Origin of the sequence: Pseudomonas sp. AL 58, from assembly GCF_036348395.1 — a bacterium.
GTDB classification, from domain to species: domain Bacteria; phylum Pseudomonadota; class Gammaproteobacteria; order Pseudomonadales; family Pseudomonadaceae; genus Aquipseudomonas; species Aquipseudomonas defluvii.
Genome location: NZ_JAZBQR010000002.1, coordinates 412,743 through 430,226, shown reverse-complemented (window position 1 = coordinate 430,226; position 17,484 = coordinate 412,743). Strand labels below are relative to the sequence as shown.

The 17,484-nt window shown below is 58.7% G+C and carries 13 protein-coding genes; all 13 read right to left on the bottom strand.

What is annotated here, in order from left to right; all coding sequences use genetic code 11:
* Nucleotides 1–93 precede the first annotated feature (93 nt).
* Nucleotides 94–1,383: a phosphopyruvate hydratase gene (gene eno, locus UIA24_RS02365; protein ID WP_099773734.1), complete on the bottom strand. Its 1,290-nt coding sequence runs from the start codon at nt 1,381–1,383 to the stop codon at nt 94–96.
* A gap of 159 nt (nt 1,384–1,542) precedes the next feature.
* Nucleotides 1,543–2,388 (bottom strand): 3-deoxy-8-phosphooctulonate synthase, encoded by an 846-nt coding sequence (gene kdsA, locus UIA24_RS02360; RefSeq protein ID WP_099773733.1) that lies wholly within the window; start codon nt 2,386–2,388, stop codon nt 1,543–1,545.
* 3 nt (nt 2,389–2,391) lie between these two features.
* Complete coding sequence (locus tag UIA24_RS02355) at nt 2,392–4,020, bottom strand: CTP synthase (protein WP_099773732.1); 1,629 nt, start codon at nt 4,018–4,020, stop codon at nt 2,392–2,394.
* A gap of 271 nt (nt 4,021–4,291) precedes the next feature.
* Nucleotides 4,292–5,599 (bottom strand): tRNA lysidine(34) synthetase TilS, encoded by a 1,308-nt coding sequence (gene tilS, locus UIA24_RS02350; protein WP_330522088.1) that lies wholly within the window; start codon nt 5,597–5,599, stop codon nt 4,292–4,294.
* 100 nt (nt 5,600–5,699) lie between these two features.
* Entirely contained in the window at nt 5,700–6,647 is a 948-nt protein-coding gene (accA, locus tag UIA24_RS02345; RefSeq protein WP_099773730.1) for an acetyl-CoA carboxylase carboxyl transferase subunit alpha, read from the bottom strand.
* A 98-nt stretch (nt 6,648–6,745) separates the two neighbouring features.
* Nucleotides 6,746–10,267, bottom strand: coding sequence for a DNA polymerase III subunit alpha (gene dnaE, locus UIA24_RS02340; RefSeq protein ID WP_330522087.1), 3,522 nt, complete (start codon nt 10,265–10,267; stop codon nt 6,746–6,748).
* 104 nt (nt 10,268–10,371) lie between these two features.
* A complete protein-coding gene (gene rnhB / locus UIA24_RS02335; protein WP_099773728.1) occupies nt 10,372–11,001 on the bottom strand; it encodes a ribonuclease HII in 630 nt (209 codons plus the stop codon).
* Complete coding sequence (gene lpxB, locus UIA24_RS02330) at nt 11,002–12,129, bottom strand: lipid-A-disaccharide synthase (RefSeq protein WP_330522086.1); 1,128 nt, start codon at nt 12,127–12,129, stop codon at nt 11,002–11,004.
* 2 nt (nt 12,130–12,131) lie between these two features.
* Nucleotides 12,132–12,908 (bottom strand): acyl-ACP--UDP-N-acetylglucosamine O-acyltransferase, encoded by a 777-nt coding sequence (lpxA, locus tag UIA24_RS02325; protein ID WP_099773726.1) that lies wholly within the window; start codon nt 12,906–12,908, stop codon nt 12,132–12,134.
* Complete coding sequence (gene fabZ / locus UIA24_RS02320; RefSeq protein WP_099773725.1) at nt 12,905–13,345, bottom strand: 3-hydroxyacyl-ACP dehydratase FabZ; 441 nt, start codon at nt 13,343–13,345, stop codon at nt 12,905–12,907. Before fabZ ends, lpxA begins: the two co-directional genes overlap by 4 nt.
* A 111-nt stretch (nt 13,346–13,456) precedes the next feature.
* Nucleotides 13,457–14,512: a UDP-3-O-(3-hydroxymyristoyl)glucosamine N-acyltransferase gene (lpxD, locus tag UIA24_RS02315; RefSeq protein WP_330522084.1), complete on the bottom strand. Its 1,056-nt coding sequence runs from the start codon at nt 14,510–14,512 to the stop codon at nt 13,457–13,459.
* A gap of 1 nt (nt 14,513) precedes the next feature.
* On the bottom strand, nt 14,514–15,017 hold the full coding sequence (locus tag UIA24_RS02310) for an OmpH family outer membrane protein (RefSeq protein ID WP_099773723.1): 504 nt from the start codon (nt 15,015–15,017) through the stop codon (nt 14,514–14,516).
* 44 nt (nt 15,018–15,061) lie between these two features.
* Nucleotides 15,062–17,410 carry an outer membrane protein assembly factor BamA gene (bamA, locus tag UIA24_RS02305; protein WP_102052869.1) on the bottom strand — a complete coding sequence of 783 codons (2,349 nt, stop codon included), beginning with the start codon at nt 17,408–17,410 and terminating at the stop codon, nt 15,062–15,064.
* Between the last annotated feature and the right edge of the window lie 74 nt (nt 17,411–17,484).

The following is a 17,484-nucleotide window of genomic DNA, read 5'->3' as shown; positions in this document are numbered from 1 at the left end:
CAGGCTTTGTGGGCAATTGCCTGCAACAAGCATGTTGCTGTCGATCAGTATGACCGATCGGCGGCACACTGCTGTCTTTTTACCATTTCTTGCTTAGCCACGAAACTCGGCACGGCCGCGGTATACCGCTTTGGCGCCCAGTTGCTCTTCGATACGCAGCAGTTGGTTGTACTTGGAGACGCGATCGGAACGGCACAGCGAACCGGTCTTGATCTGACCCGCAGCAGTACCCACAGCCAGGTCGGCAATGGTCGAGTCTTCAGTTTCACCGGAGCGGTGCGAAATCACGGCGGTGTAGCCTGCAGCCTTGGCCATCTGGATGGCTTCCAGGGTCTCGGTCAGCGTGCCGATCTGGTTGAACTTGATCAGGATGGAGTTGGCGATCTTCTTGTCGATGCCTTCCTTCAGGATCTTGGTGTTGGTAACGAACAGATCGTCACCGACCAGTTGTACCTTCTCACCAATCTTGTCGGTCAGGGCTTTCCAGCCAGCCCAGTCGGACTCGTCCATGCCGTCTTCGATGGAGATGATCGGGAAGCGCTCGGTCAGGCCTTTCAGGTAGTCGGCGAAACCGTTGGCGTCGAACGACTTGCCTTCACCCGAGAGGTTGTACTTGCCGTCTTCGAAGAATTCGCTGGAAGCGCAGTCCAGTGCCAGGGTCACGTCGGTGCCCAGTTTGTAGCCTGCATTGGCCACAGCTTCGGCGATAGCCGACAGTGCATCTTCGTTGGACGCCAGGTTTGGTGCGAAACCGCCTTCGTCACCTACCGCAGTGTTCAGGCCACGGGCCTTCAGCACGGCTTTGAGGTGGTGGAAGATCTCGGTGCCCATGCGCAGTGCGTCGGAGAAGGTCTTGGCGCCAACCGGCTGAACCATGAACTCCTGGATGTCGACGTTGTTATCCGCGTGCTCGCCACCGTTGATGATGTTCATCATTGGCACAGGCATGGAGTACTGGCCTGGGGTACCGTTCAGGTTGGCGATGTGCGCGTACAGCGGCAGATCCTGGTCCTGAGCAGCGGCCTTGGCGGCAGCCAGGGAGACAGCCAGGATGGCGTTGGCGCCCAGCTTGGCCTTGTTCTCGGTACCGTCCAGCTCGATCATCGCGTGGTCGAGGGCTTTCTGGTCGCTTGGGTCTTTGCCCAGCAGCAGGTCGCGGATCGGGCCATTGATGTTGGCAACGGCTTTCAGCACGCCCTTGCCCATGTAACGGCTCTTGTCGCCATCACGCAGCTCGAGCGCTTCACGCGAGCCAGTGGAAGCACCGGACGGCGCACAGGCACTGCCGATGATGCCGTTGTCGAGCAGTACGTCCGCTTCGACGGTGGGGTTACCACGCGAATCGAGAACTTCACGACCTTTGATGTCGACGATCTTTGCCATTGTTGTAAGCACTCCAAAATTGACGAAAACAACGCAGCTGAGAAAAATCTTTGCCCGCCGCCAGACAAGGAAAAACAGGCAAGGCAAGCCTGGCGGGGAGAGAACCCTGACCGGTTGGTCAGGGGTTGAGCGTGCGGTACTTTACCGGAGAAATGAGGATTACGCGGTTTCTACCGTCGGAAAACTCTTAACCAGATCATCCAGTTGCTTAAGCTGGGCCAGGAATGGCTCCAGTTTGTCCAGGCGCAGGGCGCATGGACCATCGCACTTGGCATTGTCCGGATCCGGATGGGCCTCCAGGAACAGACCTGCCAGGCCTTGGCTGATGCCAGCCTTGGCGAGGTCGGTGACCTGAGCACGACGACCACCGGCCGAATCGGCGCGGCCGCCCGGCATTTGCAGGGCGTGGGTGACGTCGAAGAACACCGGGTATTCAAACTGCTTCATGATACCGAAGCCCAGCATGTCCACCACCAGGTTGTTATAGCCGAAGCTGGAACCACGCTCGCAGAGGATCAACTGATCGTTACCGGCCTCCTCGCACTTGGTCAGGATGTGCTTCATCTCCTGCGGTGCGAGGAACTGGGCTTTCTTGATATTGATCACAGCGCCGGTCTTGGCCATGGCCACGACCAGATCGGTCTGACGCGACAGAAAGGCCGGCAACTGGATGATGTCGCAGACCTTGGCCACCGTGGCAGCCTGGTCCGGCTCATGCACGTCAGTGATAACGGGCACGCCGAACGCTTTCTTCACGTCCTCGAAAATCCGCATGCCCTCTTCCAGGCCCGGCCCACGATACGAATTGATCGAAGAACGGTTGGCCTTGTCGAAGCTGGCCTTGAACACGTAAGGGATACCGAGCTTCTCGGTCACCCGCACGTACTCTTCGCAGACCTTGAGTGCCAGGTCACGACTTTCCAGCACGTTCATACCGCCGAACAGCACCATTGGCTTGTCGTTGGCGATCTCGATGTTACCGACGCGAATGATCTTCTGGGTCATGGATCAGCCTTTGTTCCGTTGTGCCAGTGCCGCCTTCACGAAACCACTGAACAGTGGGTGGCCATCACGTGGCGTGGAGGTGAACTCCGGGTGGAACTGGCAAGCGACGAACCATGGATGATCCTTGGCCTCGACAACTTCAACCAGTGCGCCGTCGCCGGAACGACCGGACACTTTCAGGCCAGCTTCGATCAACTGCGGCAACAGGTTGTTGTTCACTTCATAGCGGTGGCGATGACGCTCGACAATGACGTCCTTGCCATAGCAGTCATGAACCTTGGAACCGCCCTCCAACTGGCACTCTTGAGCGCCAAGGCGCATGGTGCCGCCCAGGTCGGAAGTTTCGGTACGGGTTTCGACGGCCCCGGTAGCGTCAGCCCACTCGGTGATCAAACCGACAACCGGGTGACCGCTGTTGCGATCGAACTCGGTGGAGTTGGCGTCTTTCCAGCCCATGACGTTACGCGCGAATTCGATCACGGCAACCTGCATGCCCAGGCAGATGCCCAGGTAAGGCACCTTGTTCTCACGGGCGTACTGAACGGCAGTGATCTTGCCTTCGACACCGCGCAAACCGAAACCACCGGGTACCAGGATGGCGTCAGCACCTTCGAGCAGGCCTGTGCCCTGGTTCTCGATGTCTTCGGAGTCGATGTAGCGCAGGTTGACCTTGGTGCGGTTCTGGATGCCGGCGTGGCTCATCGCTTCGATCAGCGACTTGTACGCGTCCAGCAGCTCCATGTACTTACCGACCATGGCGATGGTGACTTCATGCTCGGGGTTGAGCTTGGCGTCGACAACCTTTTCCCACTCGGACAGGTCGGCACCGTTGCATTGCAGGCCGAAACGCTCGACGACGAAATCATCCAGACCCTGGGCGTGCAGTACGGCCGGGATCTTGTAGATGGTGTCGACGTCTTCCAGGGAGATCACCGCACGCTCTTCAACGTTGGTGAACAGGGCAATCTTGCGACGAGAAGACACATCGACCGGGTGGTCGGAGCGGCAAATCAGTACGTCTGGCTGCAGACCAATGGAGCGCAGCTCCTTGACCGAATGCTGAGTCGGCTTGGTTTTGGTCTCACCGGCAGTGGCAATGTACGGAACCAGCGTCAGGTGCATCAGCATGGCGCGCTTGGAGCCTACTTCAACACGCAGCTGACGGATCGCTTCGAGGAACGGTTGCGACTCAATGTCACCCACAGTACCGCCGATTTCCACCAGGGCCACGTCGGCATCGCCGGCGCCCTTGATGATGCGACGCTTGATCTCGTCGGTGATGTGCGGAATGACCTGGATGGTCGCGCCCAGATAATCACCACGGCGCTCCTTGCGCAGCACGTGCTCGTAGACACGCCCGGTGGTGAAGTTGTTGTTCTGGGTCATGGTCGTGCGGATGAACCGCTCATAGTGGCCCAGGTCCAGGTCGGTCTCGGCGCCGTCGTGGGTGACGAACACCTCACCGTGCTGGAACGGGCTCATGGTGCCCGGGTCGACGTTGATGTACGGGTCCAGCTTGAGCATGGTGACCTTGAGCCCCCGCGCCTCCAGGATGGCCGCCAATGAAGCCGAGGCAATGCCTTTCCCCAATGAAGAAACAACACCGCCCGTGACGAATATGTAGCGCGTCATGAAAAACCCTAGAAGTCTGCGTTAAAGCGGTCTGCGCCGCCGGGGAAAGCGAAGGAAGGCCGAAGCCCCCGATCACCTGCGTCAATCACAGTGCATCTTAAAAAACTGCCGCGTCTGGACAGACCGGGGGTAAAAAACCCGGTAAGGAGCTCGCTAAACATTTTTAGAATCGCCCAGCAAAAAACTGCTTGGTAATCGGCAACTCCCGTGATTTCGATGAAGTCACAGAAGCTGTATCAAGAAGGGAGCGTAGTCTACCCGAAACTGCCCTTCATCTCAAACCTTGCGCGTTCGTCGGTGCTGACCAGTGCAATTGCCACTGGTCCTGCGCCAGCGAAGGCAGGTTCGCTACTGCCAACAGACGCTCACCCTCGAACAGTAAGGGTAGCCGAGCGCGCACGAACAGCGGCAAATGCTGCTCGTTGAGCAAACGCTTGAGATCGCGCTGGCCTCGGCCTGGCACCTGAAGCATTTCACCGCCCTGACGATAGCGAATCTGCACTAAGCCCTGCGGCACTCCACCACTTATACGGACACAGCCGTTATCGATCAACGCCAGTGGTAGACCAGGATCACGCCAGGGCTGAGTCGGTGGCTGCGGTTTAAGCCAGTCACCTGCCAACCACCAGATCCGATCGCCGCAACGGTGCAACTCACCATCGGTGAGACGCCAAAGGGCACGACTGCCGTCGGCCGCATCCCGCACGCTCTCCCACCCAGCCCAGTGCCGGCTGTCGGGTAAACGAGTGTACTCAGCCAGCCAGGACTGCAACGCGTTGCGCTGGCGCGCCGGGGAAAGCGCCCGGAGTGTCGGCAAATCCAACGAAGGCAATGCCAGCCATTCAAAACCACTAGCCGTTCGGGCCTGTAGCAGATCCTGCTGCGCCAGTTCCTCAAGCAATACGCGGGCTTCCTCGAGGTGAGCAGCGCTGCGTGCAAGGCTTTGTGCCGCCTGAGGCCAGCGCCGGGTCAACACCGGAAACACGTCATGGCGCAAGTAATTACGTGAGAAGCGACAATCGGTGTTGGAGGGATCGTCGATCCACTCCAGCCCCTGCTGCGCCGCATAACGCTCCAGTTCTTCGCGCCCAACCGCCAAAAGTGGACGCACCAAGCGCCCCGCACCCAATGGGCGCTGCACCGGCATCGCCGCCAACCCTCGCACACCAGCGCCACGCAGCAACCGAAACAGTACGGTTTCAGCCTGATCCTCACGGTGTTGAGCCGTCAACAACACCTCAGCAGGGCGCAATGCTTCAGCAAACGCCCGGTAGCGTGCATCCCTTGCGCCCTGCTCCAGGCTCGCACCCGGCGCTACCGTGACATGAATGACCTGAAGCTCAATACCAAGCGCGTCGCAGCGTTGCTGGCAAAGCTGCGGCCACGCGTCAGCAGCGGCCTGAAGGCCGTGATGGATGTGGATGGCACGTAGAGGGGGCAAGGCATGCTGGCGGGACAACAGCGCCAGCAGATGAAGCAGGACACTGGAGTCCAGCCCACCGGATAGCGCAACACACCAGGACGGTGCGTTGCGCCAGGGTGCCAGGCTGGCAAGCAGCCTGGTAGGGAGATCAGTCATCGGGGCACCTCGTCAGCGAGCGTTCTGCACGCGTTCACCGGCATGCCAGCCCCTGAAAGAAGCCTGGCATACCTGCAAGCGGGGCACCGATGCCTTCAGATCAGAGCCCGTAGCTCATCAGACGATCGTAACGACGCTTGAGCAGCGCGTCGTTATCGAACTTCTTCAGCATGTCCAGTTGCTCAAGCAACTCGCCACGGATCGAAGCCGCCGCCGCCGCTGGATCACGGTGAGCACCACCCAGTGGCTCGGCAATGACCTTGTCGACAATACCCAGGCCTTTCAGGCGCTCGGCGGTAATGCCCATGGCCTCGGCAGCATCAGCGGCCTTCTCGGAGGTTTTCCAGAGAATCGACGCGCAGCCTTCTGGCGAGATCACCGAATAGGTGGAGTATTGCAACATGTTCAGTTGGTCGCAGACACCAATGGCCAACGCACCACCGGAACCACCTTCACCGATAACGGTGGCGATGATCGGGGTTTTAAGACGTGCCATGACGCGCAGGTTCCAGGCAATGGCTTCGCTTTGGTTGCGCTCTTCAGCGTCGATACCCGGGTAAGCACCTGGCGTGTCGATGAAGGTGAGGATCGGCATCTTGAACCGCTCGGCCATTTCCATCAGGCGGCACGCCTTGCGGTAGCCTTCAGGGCGCGGCATACCGAAGTTGCGGCGAACTTTCTCGCGCACTTCGCGGCCTTTCTGATGACCGATGACCATGACTGGCCGACCGTCCAGGCGAGCGACACCACCAACAATGGCGGCATCGTCGGAGAAGTGACGGTCACCGTGCAGTTCGTCGAACTCGGTGAAGATGTGCTCGATGTAGTCCAGGGTGTAAGGACGGCGCGGATGACGAGCCATTCGTGCAATCTGCCAACTGGTCAGATTGTTGAAGATGCTGGCAGTCAGGGCGCTGCTCTTGTCCTGCAGGCGCGAAATTTCTTCGCCAATGTTCAGCGAGTTGTCGTTACCAACCAGGCGCAGCTCTTCGATCTTGGCTTGCAGGTCAGCAATCGGCTGTTCGAAATCCAGAAAATTCGGGTTCATAGGCTTCCGTCTTGGGTCGACGGCCAGGCGGCCGGCCGGTTGATCCGTTTGGCGCCCTACCTTAAGGGATCGGGCGCATTCAGGTCGAGATTAAAAATTCATCGATATTGCAAAAAGACGTTCTCACGTCCGAACTGGTCACGCAGTGCCTGGATCAAGCCATCGGCCGGATCGATACGCCAGCCCTCGCCGAACTGCAGCAAGGCCTTGGCATCGGTTCCGGTGTACTCCAATGTGATCGGGCAGGCGCCACGATGACGCTTGAACAGCTCACCCAACCAGGTCAACCGATCACCTTTGAGCGCGTCACTACGCACCTTCAGGCGCAGGCTTTCGGCCAGGTTGGTACGCGCATCTTCCATGCTCATGACGCGTTTGACCCGCAGGCGCAAGCCGCCGGAGAAGTCATCGTTACTGACCTCCCCTTCAACCACGACCATTGCGTCGGTCTGCAACAATGCCTGAGCAGAATGGAATGCATCGGCGAACAAGGACGCCTCGATCCGTCCGGAACGGTCGTCAAGGGTCACAAAGCCCATCTTGTCGCCTTTCTTGTTCTTCATCACCCGCAGGGCGATGATCATGCCCGCGACGGTCTGGGTGTCACGGGCAGGCTTCAGATCAATGATCCGCTGGCGCGCAAAACGACGAATCTCACCTTCATACTCATCGATCGGGTGCCCGGTCAGATAGAGGCCAAGGGTATCTTTCTCGCCCCGCAGGCGCTCCTTGAGGGTAAGTTCTCGGGCCTTGCGGTGATTGGCATAAACGTCGGCGTCTTCCTCGACGAACAGCCCCCCAAACAGATCGGCGTGGCCGCTGTCATGGGTGCGCGCAGTCTGCTCCGCGGACTTGATTGCCTCCTCCATGGCCGCCAGCAGTACCGCACGGTTGCGGTCGATGTTGGCCTGGTAGGCTTTGAGCTCGTCGTGAAAATAAGGCCCCAGGCGATCCAGCGCACCGCTACGAACCAATGCATCGAGGGTGCGCTTGTTGATGCGCTTGAGGTCCACGCGCTCGCAGAAATCGAACAGATCCTTGAACGGACCGTCGCCGCGAGCCTCGACAATGGCTTCTACCGGCCCTTCACCAACACCCTTGATCGCGCCCAGGCCGTAGACAATCCGACCGTCGTCGTTGACCGTGAACTTGAAGTCCGAAGTGTTAACGTCCGGGGCGTCCAGACGCAGCTTCATGCTGCGCACTTCCTCGATCAGCGTGACCACCTTGTCGGTGTTGTGCATATCCGCCGAGAGCACCGCCGCCATGAACGGTGCCGGGTAGTGGGTCTTGAGCCAGGCGGTCTGGTACGACACCAGGCCATAGGCTGCCGAGTGAGATTTGTTGAAGCCGTAACCGGCGAACTTCTCTACCAGGTCAAAGATGTTACCGGCAAGTTCAGCATCGATATTGTTGTTCGCACACCCTTCGATGAAACCGCCGCGCTGCTTGGCCATCTCCTCGGGCTTTTTCTTGCCCATGGCCCGACGGAGCATGTCCGCGCCACCCAAGGTGTAACCCGCCATGACCTGAGCGATCTGCATCACCTGTTCCTGATACAGGATGATGCCGTAGGTAGGCGCCAGTACCGGCTTCAGGCCTTCGTACTGGTAGTCCGGGTGCGGATAGGCCAGCTCGGCGCGGCCGTGCTTACGGTTGATGAAGTCGTCCACCATGCCCGACTGCAGCGGGCCGGGACGGAACAGCGCAACCAGTGCAATGAGGTCTTCCAGGCAGTCGGGCTTGAGCTTTTTGATCAGCTCTTTCATACCCCGCGATTCAAGCTGGAACACTGCCGTCGTTTCGGCTTTTTGCAGCAGTTCGAAGGTCTTTCTGTCGTCAAGCGGGATGAAATCGATGTTCAGATCGTCCAGGCCGTTCTTGGCCTGCTCACGGTTGATCGTCTCCATCGCCCATTTGATGATGGTCAGGGTACGCAAGCCGAGGAAGTCGAACTTCACCAGGCCCGCCGCCTCGACATCGTCCTTGTCGAACTGGGTTACCAGGCCGCCGCCCTCTTCGTCACAGGCAATCGGCGAGAAGTCGGTCAGCTTGGTCGGGGCGATCACCACACCACCGGCGTGCTTGCCCGTGCCGCGCGTAACCCCTTCAAGCTTCAGGGCCATGTCCCAGATCTCCTGGGCTTCCTCATCGCTCTTGAGGAAGTCGCGCAGCATCTCCTCCTGCTCGTAGGCCTTTTCCAGGGTCATGCCGACTTCGAACGGGATCATCTTCGACAACCGGTCGGCAAGGCCGTAAGACTTGCCCTGCACCCGCGCCACGTCTCGCACTACCGCCTTTGCCGCCATGGTGCCAAAGGTAATGATCTGGCTTACCGCATTGCGCCCATAGGCTTCGGCCACATAGTCAATCACCCGGTCACGACCGTCCATGCAGAAGTCGACGTCGAAGTCGGGCATGGAGATCCGTTCAGGGTTGAGGAACCGCTCAAACAGCAAGTCGTAAGCCAGCGGATCGAGGTCGGTGATCTTCAGAACGTAAGCCACCAGTGAGCCCGCACCCGACCCACGGCCTGGGCCTACCGGCACGCCGTTGTTCTTGGCCCACTTGATGAAGTCCATAACGATCAGGAAGTAACCCGGGAACCCCATCTGGATGATGATGTCGAGTTCGAACTTCAGCCGGTCCAGGTAGGTCTGGCGCTTCGTCTCATAGTCGGGCGTGGTCTCTTTGGGCCACAACACCGCCAGACGCTCTTCCAGGCCCTCATGTGATACATGACGCAGGTAGTCGTCGATGGACATGCCATTGGGCGTCGGGAAGTCCGGCAGGAAGTATTTACCCAGCTGCACCTGGATGTTGCAACGCTTGGCAATCTCAACCGTGTTCTCCAGCGCCTCAGGCAGATCACTGAACAGCTCGGCCATTTCCGCCGGGCTTTTCAGGTATTGCTGATCGCTGTAGTTACGCGAGCGGCGCGGGTCATCCAGCGCCCGACCTTCGCCGATGCAGACGCGCGTTTCATGCGCATCGAAGTCCGACTGTTTGATGAACCGTACATCGTTGGTCGCCACCAGCGGCGCGCCGAGCTTGTCAGCCAGGGCCACCGCAGCGTGCAGGTATTCTTCGTCACCCGTGCGGTTAGTGCGTTGCACTTCCACATAGAAGCGCTCCGGGAACATTGCCATCCAGTCACGCAGCAGGCGTTCTGCCTCGTCGGGATTACCCGCGAGCAATGCCATGCCGATATCGCCTTCGCGGGCCGCAGAGAGGGCAATCAGACCTTCGCTGGCCTGGGCAATCCAGTCACGCTCGATGATAACCAGACCATTGCGCTGCCCGTCCATCCAACCGCGGGAAATCAACTCGGTGAGGTTGCGATAACCCTGGGCATCCATCGCCAGAAAGCAGATGCGTGCCAGAGGCGCATCCGGGTCCGCGCTTGCCAGCCACAGGTCGGCGCCACAGATCGGCTTGACGCCCGCGCCCATGGCTGCCTTGTAGAACTTGACCAGCGAACACATGTTGCTCTGGTCAGTGACCGCGACTGCCGGCATGTTCATCCCGGCCAACGCCTTGACCAGCGGCTTGATGCGCACCAGGCCATCGACCAGCGAGTATTCGGTGTGCAGGCGAAGATGAACGAAGGAAGCCGACATGATGATCCTATAGCAGCGCAAAACAACAAGGCCCGGATTGTACCGGGCCTTGAGCGAAACATCAGCCAGTGCAGAACACTGGCCAAAAATGAATGGTCAAGCGGTCAGATATCCGGGAAACCGCCAGCCTGTATCTCGCGGGCCTCGAAGGCGGCACGCACCGGCGCGAATGAGCGCCGATGAATGGGGGTCGGGCCCAGCCGGGCCAGTGCTTCAAGATGCACGGGTGTCGGGTAGCCCTTATGCCCGCCAATGCCGTAGCCGGGGTAGACTTTCTCGAAGGCTGCCATCTCGCGGTCGCGCGTGACCTTGGCCAGGATCGAGGCCGCCGCAATTGCAGGCACCTGGCTATCACCCTTGACCACCGGCGCCGCCGGTACATCGAGCTTGGGGCAGCGGTTACCGTCGATCAACGCCAGTTTCGGGGTGATATGCAACCCCTCTACCGCACGCTGCATGGCCAACATGGTGGCATGCAGGATGTTCAGTTGATCAATTTCTTCGACCTCGGCCCGGGCAATGCAAAAGCTGAGCGCCTTTTCACAGATTTCGTCGAAGAGCTTTTCACGACGAGCTTCGGTGAGTTTTTTCGAGTCATTCAGGCCAAGAATCGGCCGCTTCGGGTCCAGGATCACCGCAGCGGTGACCACCGCGCCACACAGAGGCCCACGACCGACCTCGTCAACACCGGCGACAAGGTCCTCGACCAGATTGAAGTCCAGTCCCATTTGCATTTATCGTTTTTCCAGCAAGGCCAGCACCGCTTCAGCCGCCTGATTGGAGGCGTCACGGCGCAGCGTACGGTGAATCTGATCAAAGCTGTCGGTCTGTCCACGGCCATCGGCAAGCAACGGCAGCAACGTCTCTGCCAGCGCCTCGGGCGTCGCTGCATCCTGCAACAGTTCCGGCACCAACAGGCGCTGGGCCAGCAAGTTAGGCAGCGAGACGTACGGGCTTTTCACCAGACGCTTGAGAATCCAGTAGGTCAACGGCGCCAGGCGATAGGCAACCACCATTGGCCGCTTGAACAGTAGCGCTTCAAGGGTGGCGGTACCGGAAGCAATCAACACGGCATCACAGGCCGCCAAGGCCTGATGCGACTGACCGTCGAGCAGGGTTACCGGCAGATCACGACCAACCAGCATTTGCTCGAGCTGTTCACGACGCAGCGCGTTGGCGCAAGGGGAGACGAAGCGCACATCCGGGACACGCTCCCTCAGGCGTTGCGCGGCATCCAGGAACAACGCGCCCAGACGGCCCACCTCACCACCACGGCTACCCGGCATCAAGGCCACCAGCGGCCCATCCGGTAACCCCAACTGAGCGCGAGCAGCACTGCGGTCGCACTCAAGATCGATAGTATCGGCCAACGGATGACCGACGAAACGCACCGGCACGCCCTGCTCTTCGTAGAACTTCGCCTCGAAGGGCAACAGGGTGAGCATAAGGTCGCAACCTTCGCGAATCTTCAACACACGCTTCTGACGCCAGGCCCAAACGGACGGGCTGACGTAATGCACCGTCTTGATTCCGACCTGGCGCAGCTTCAGTTCGATATTGAGCGTAAAGTCCGGGGCATCGATACCGATGAACACATCGGGCTTTTCGGCGATCAGTGTCTGGATCAGCGCCTTGCGCCGCTTGAGCAGTTCGCGCAGACGCCCAAGCACCTCAACCAGGCCCATGACAGCCAAGCGTTCCATCGGGAAATACGAATCCAGGCCCTCGGCCTGCATCAATGGGCCGCCTACGCCGATGAAGCGGATATCCGGGTGACGGGTCTTCAATGCGCGCATCAGGCCCGCACCCAGGATATCGCCACTGGCCTCACCTGCCACCAGCGCTACACAAAGCTGCGCCATGGTCAGCGGGTGATGCCGCGAGTGGAGTTCTTGATCGACGTGAGGAACAGGTCGACTTCAGGGAATTGACTGGCCGACTCGGTGAGCTCGACGATAGCCTGCTCGACCGTCAGTCCTTGGCGATAGACCACCTTGTAAGCGCGGCGTAGCGCATGGATGGCGTCGTCACTGAAGCCACGACGGCGCATGCCCTCGAAGTTCATGCTGCGTGCTTCAGCAGGGTTACCAAACACCGTCACGAAAGCCGGTACATCCTTGCCAATTGCCGTACCCATACCGGAGAAGCTGTGAGCACCGATATGGCAGAACTGGTGAACCAGCGTGAAGCCGGAGAGTATCGCCCAATCATCGACATGCACATGGCCGGCCAATGCAGTGTTGTTAACCAGAATGCAATGGTTGCCAATTACGCTGTCGTGACCGATGTGAGCATAGGCCATGATCAGGTTGTGATCACCCAGGGTGGTCTCCGAACGGTCTTGTACGGTACCACGATGGATCGTCACACCCTCGCGAATCACATTGTGATCGCCAATGACCAGACGGGTAGGTTCACCCTTGTATTTCAGATCAGGGGTGTCTTCGCCAACAGAGGAAAACTGATAGATGCGATTATGCCGACCAATACGGGTTGGCCCCTTGATAATCACATGCGGACCGACAACGGTCCCCTCCCCGATCTCGACATTTGCGCCGATAATCGACCAGGGGCCGACCTCAACGCCTTCGGCCAGCTTGGCCGAAGGGTCGATGATTGCCCGAGGGTCAATCAAACTCATAGTTTACGTTCCGCGCAGATGATCTCAGCCGAGCAGACAGGCTTGCCGTCCACCGAAGCCTGGCAATCGAACTTCCAGATCTGGCGCTTGCAACTGATGAACTTGGCTTCAAGAATCAGCTGATCGCCCGGCAGAACTGGCTGACGGAAGCGCAGCTTGTCGGAGCCCACGAAGTAATACAGGGTGCCGTCCGCAGGTTTGACGTCGAGCATCTTGAAGCCGAGGATACCGGCTGCCTGGGCCATGGCCTCGATGATCAATACGCCCGGCATGATCGGGTGCGCCGGGAAGTGACCATTGAAGAAAGGCTCGTTGATGCTGACATTCTTGTAGGCACGAATGCGCTGAGCCTCTACGTCCAAGTCCACTACCCGGTCCACCAACAGGAACGGGTAACGGTGAGGCAGGTATTCGCGAATCTCGTTGATGTCCATCATTTCGGGGGGAAGCCTGTAGTAAAGATAGGGAGCGTAAACCTTGGTTTAACGCTCCTTTTGCAAATCAAGGCGGCTATCCAGCAGTTGAGCACGCCTGATCAGGAAATGGTATCAGCCTTCTGATGAAGCTTTGCCGTCCGAGGTCACGGTGTCGACGCGCTTTTCCACTTGGACGAGGCGTTTTGCCATCTCATCCAACTGGCGAATTCGCGCCGCGCTCTTGCGCCACTCTGCCAACGGCTGCATGGCCGTACCGGAGGAGTAGGCGCCCGGCTCAGTGATTGAGCGGGTGACCATCGTCATACCGGAAACGAACACACCATCGCAGACATCGATATGACCGACCATGCCGACGCCGCCTGCGATCGTGCAATGCTTGCCGATCTTGGTACTGCCGGAAATGCCGACACAAGCAGCCATGGCCGTGTGATCGCCGATCTGAACGTTGTGCGCAATCTGGATCTGGTTGTCGAGTTTGACGCCATTGCCAATACAGGTATCGGCCAAGGCACCACGATCAATAGCGGTGTTGACACCAATCTCGACATCATCGCCGATCGTCACACCACCAATCTGCGCGATTTTCTGCCAGACACCCTTCTCGTTGGCAAATCCGAAACCTTCGCCACCCAACACGGCACCCGACTGAATCACGACACGCTTGCCAATGCGCACGTCATGATACAGGGTCACCTTGGGTGCGAGCCAACCACCCTCGCCAATCACGCAACGTGCACCGATATAACACTGTGCGCCAACGGTCACACCCGGGCCGATCTGCGCACCGCTTTCGATAACAGCGAAGGCTCCAATACTGGCGCTCGCATCCACCTGAGCGTCCGCAGCCACCACGGCGCTGGGATGAACTCCCGCCACAGCCTTTGGTTTGGGATCAAACAGGTGGGAAATGCGCGCATACGCAAGATAAGGGTCAGGCACGATCAGTGCGTGACCGGCAAAACCTTCAGCATCGCTTGCCTTGAGCAACACCGCGGCGGCATTGCTCTCACCCAGGTACTTGCGGTACTGAGGGTTGGCCAGGAAGCTCAACTGCCCCGGACCGGCATCCTGCAAGGTTGCCAGACCGACGATTTCAAGCTCAGCGGGGCCACTGAGCGTCGCCCCGAGAAACTCTGCCAGTTGCCCCAGCTTCATACTGAATGCCATATCAGCGGGACTGGTTCATGCGCTCGATGACTTGGCGGGTGATGTCGTATTGAGGTTTGACATCGATTACCGCGCCGCGCTCAAGCACCAGGTCGAAAGCACCTTTCTTGATGACTTCCTCAACAGCACCATCCAGCTTAGGTTTCAGTTGTTTGAGCATGTCACGATCAGCGACAGCCTTGGCTTCGTTCAACTCCTTGGACTGGAACTGGAAGTCACGTGCTTTCTGCTTGAACTCAAGCTCCAGGCGCTCACGCTCACCCTGAGGCATCTTGTCGCCACCCTTGACCAGGCGGTCCTGGATGCCCTTGGCGCTGCTCTCCAGATTTTTCAGCTTGGTCAACTGAGGGCCGAATTTCTTCTCGGCATCAACGGCGTACTTCTTCGCCGCATCCGACTCCAGCAATGCCATCTGATAGTTCAGCACGGCGATTTTCATTTCGGCGAACGCCGGGGTCGCAACCAGGGCTGCGGCCAGAACAGCCAGTTGAGTCAACTTACGCACGATGCACTCCTACAGAATCCGTTGTCGTTACAAGGATCAGACCCTTAGAAGGTCTGGCCCAGAGAGAATTGGAACACCTGGGTATCGGCGCTGTCCGGCTCTTTGACCGGCATCGCCAGACTGAAGCTCAGCGGGCCAAGCGCCGTGATCCAGGTCACGCCCAAACCAACGGAACTGGCCAGCCCGGAAAGGCCAACCTTTTCACAGTCCGGTTGAGAACCGCATTGCGTGTCAAACACGTTACCCACATCCCAGAAAACCGAGGTGCGCAGGGAGCGCTGATCCTTGACGAACGGTAGAGGGAACAGCAACTCGACACCACCCTGTACAAGGACGTTACCACCGAACGGCAAGGGATCCTGATCCGGGTCAGCAATCGTGCCTGGGTTCTTGCCGGTACTTGGCGTACTACGCGGGCCAAGACTGCTGTCCTTGAAGCCACGAACCGAGTTGAAGCCACCTGCATAGTAGTTCTCGTAGAACGGCAGGCCCTCGGTAGAACCGAAGCCGTCTCCGTAGCCGAGCTCGGTATGCAGCCGCAGTGTGTAGTCGTTGGTGATCGGCTTGAACATCTGGCCACGGTAGTCCAGCTTGAAGAACGACAGGTCGCTACCTGGCGTGGTCGCCTCGAGCACCAGGCTTTGTGAGTGGCCACGGGTAGCCAGCACGCCCTTGTTCAGGGTCGATTCGGACCAACCTGCGGATGCCTTGAAGTTCAGGTACTTGTCGCCCTCTTGTTTGACGAAATCGAAGATCTCGTCAACGGTGTAACGACCAGTCTTGATCTCATCCTGCTGCGCAGTCAGGCCGAAGGTCAAACGCGAGGTTTCACTGATCGGGTAACCAACGCTGACACCGGCACCGAGACTGTCCACGGCATAGCTGGCAACGTCGACATCCAGATCCTGGTAGTCAGTGGTGCGATAGAACGCGTTGTAGCCCAGGCTGACGCCATCGGCAGTCCAGTAAGGGTCTACAAAGCTGAAGTTGTAACGACTCTGGTACTCACTACGGGTCAGGCCAATGGAAACCTTGTTACCGGTACCGAGGAAGTTGTTCTGGCTGATCGAACCGCCAAGGATCAGGCCGGCACTCTGAGCGAAACCAACGCTGGCGGTAATCGAACCGGAAGCCTGCTCTTCTACACTGTAGTTGACGTCTACCTGGTCATCGGTACCCGGAACTGCCGGGGTTTCAACGTTCACTTCCTTGAAGAAGCCCAAACGCTCCAGACGCGTCTTGGATTGATCAATCAGATAGGTCGATGCCCAACCACCTTCCATCTGACGCATTTCACGACGCAGTACCTCATCCTCGGACTTGGTATTACCACGGAAGTTGATGCGATTGACGTAAGCACGCTTGCCCGGGTCGACTACAAAGGTGATGTCGACAGTCTTGTCATCATCGTGCGGCTGGGGTACGCCGTTAACGTTGGCGAAGGTGTAGCCTTCGTTACCCAGACGACGGGTGATCAGCTCGGAGGTGGTGGTCATCACCTTGCGCGAAAACACCTGCCCTGGTTGCACCAGCAGCAGTGCCTTGACCTGGTCTTCCGGCACCTTCAGGTCACCGGACAGCTTGACGTCACGCACGGTGTACTTCTCGCCTTCGTTGACGTTCACCGTGATATAGACATGTTTCTTGTCTGGGGTGATGGATACCTGGGTGGAGGCGATATCCATGTTGATATAGCCGCGGTCCAGGTAGTAGGAGCGCAGACGCTCCAGGTCACCCGAGAGCTTTTCGCGAGCGTACTTGTCATCGTTCTTGAAGAACGACAGCCAGTTGGTGGTCTTGAGCTCGAACAGGCTGGCCAGCTCTTCATCGGAGAAGACGGTATTACCAACCACGTTGATGTGCTGAATCGCCGCAACGGTGCCTTCGTTGATCTTGATCTTCAGTGCTACGCGGTTACGCGGCTGCGGTACAACCTCAGTGTCAACCTCAGCCGAATAACGACCCTGGGCAACATACTGACGCTGCAACTCGTTACGCACACCTTCGAGGGTTGCGCGCTGGAAGATTTCACCTTCGGACAGCCCGGACTGTTTCAAGCCCTTGAGCAGGTCCTCGGTACTGATGGCCTTGTTACCATCGATCTCGATACTCGAAACCGAAGGACGCTCGACCACGTTGATGATCAAAACGTTGCCTTCACGCCCCAGTTGGATGTCCTGAAAGAAGCCGGTTTTGAACAACGCACGGGTGGACTCCACCAAGCGGCGGTCATCGGCGTCGTCACCGACGTTCAACGGCAATGCGCCAAATACGCTGCCAGCGGAAACCCGCTGCAGGCCATTGACACGGATATCGGAGATGGTGAAGGACTCGGCGTGAACTTCAGCGATCATCAGTACGGCGAGAACCGCAGTTAGCAGCAGACGTTTCATGAAGTCCTTTCTTATTCCAACTGGCAATAAACGACCCTCCGCGAAAGACGGCGGGTTCGCAATTGAGCGAAGCG

What these genes read in the sequence shown, in the direction of transcription:
- accA (WP_099773730.1), bottom strand. Translation starts at nt 6,647, where the DNA reads ATGAACCCGAATTTTCTGGATTTCGAACAGCCGATTGCTGACCTGCAA.
- lpxA (WP_099773726.1), bottom strand. Translation starts at nt 12,908, where the DNA reads ATGAGTTTGATTGACCCTCGGGCAATCATCGACCCTTCGGCCAAGCTG.
- kdsA (WP_099773733.1), bottom strand. Translation starts at nt 2,388, where the DNA reads ATGACCCAGAAGATCATTCGCGTCGGTAACATCGAGATCGCCAACGAC.
- eno (WP_099773734.1), bottom strand. Translation starts at nt 1,383, where the DNA reads ATGGCAAAGATCGTCGACATCAAAGGTCGTGAAGTTCTCGATTCGCGT.
- rnhB (WP_099773728.1), bottom strand. Translation starts at nt 11,001, where the DNA reads ATGCAAATGGGACTGGACTTCAATCTGGTCGAGGACCTTGTCGCCGGT.
- fabZ (WP_099773725.1), bottom strand. Translation starts at nt 13,345, where the DNA reads ATGATGGACATCAACGAGATTCGCGAATACCTGCCTCACCGTTACCCG.
- UIA24_RS02355 (WP_099773732.1), bottom strand. Translation starts at nt 4,020, where the DNA reads ATGACGCGCTACATATTCGTCACGGGCGGTGTTGTTTCTTCATTGGGG.
- lpxD (WP_330522084.1), bottom strand. Translation starts at nt 14,512, where the DNA reads ATGGCATTCAGTATGAAGCTGGGGCAACTGGCAGAGTTTCTCGGGGCG.
- lpxB (WP_330522086.1), bottom strand. Translation starts at nt 12,129, where the DNA reads ATGGCGCAGCTTTGTGTAGCGCTGGTGGCAGGTGAGGCCAGTGGCGAT.
- bamA (WP_102052869.1), bottom strand. Translation starts at nt 17,410, where the DNA reads ATGAAACGTCTGCTGCTAACTGCGGTTCTCGCCGTACTGATGATCGCT.
- dnaE (WP_330522087.1), bottom strand. Translation starts at nt 10,267, where the DNA reads ATGTCGGCTTCCTTCGTTCATCTTCGCCTGCACACCGAATACTCGCTG.
- tilS (WP_330522088.1), bottom strand. Translation starts at nt 5,599, where the DNA reads ATGACTGATCTCCCTACCAGGCTGCTTGCCAGCCTGGCACCCTGGCGC.